The organism is Campylobacter sp. LR291e (assembly GCF_008633915.1).
Classification (GTDB): domain Bacteria; phylum Campylobacterota; class Campylobacteria; order Campylobacterales; family Campylobacteraceae; genus Campylobacter_D.
The window spans coordinates 1-281 of record NZ_VJNV01000036.1; the positions used below are offsets into that span (position 1 = coordinate 1).

General features: G+C 42.0%; 1 protein-coding gene. It reads right to left on the minus strand.

Annotated elements, in window-relative coordinates; genetic code table 11:
* A partial coding sequence (locus FMM58_RS08435; protein ID WP_317845997.1) for a flagellin hook IN motif-containing protein occupies positions 1 to 281 on the minus strand: 281 nt, incomplete at both ends.

Genomic DNA, 281 nt, shown 5'->3' on the forward strand with positions numbered 1-281 from the left:
TTAATACGCCTGAACCTGCACCCATGGAACCAGTGATTTCTATACCACGACCATCAGAACTAGTTAAAACTAGCTTACCACCAGAATCTAAACTAGCCTCAACCCCTGTTGTATCCTTAACTGAATTTATAGCAGCTACTAGGGCACCATTTTGATCCCCATCTTGATAATCAGTTTGACCAATAGTTACGCCATTAATCGCAAAATCTGAGCTTGTAGAACCGGCTTTTACGGCAAAGGTTCCTGTAGTTTCTACTGAATAAGATGCCCTAACACCTGTC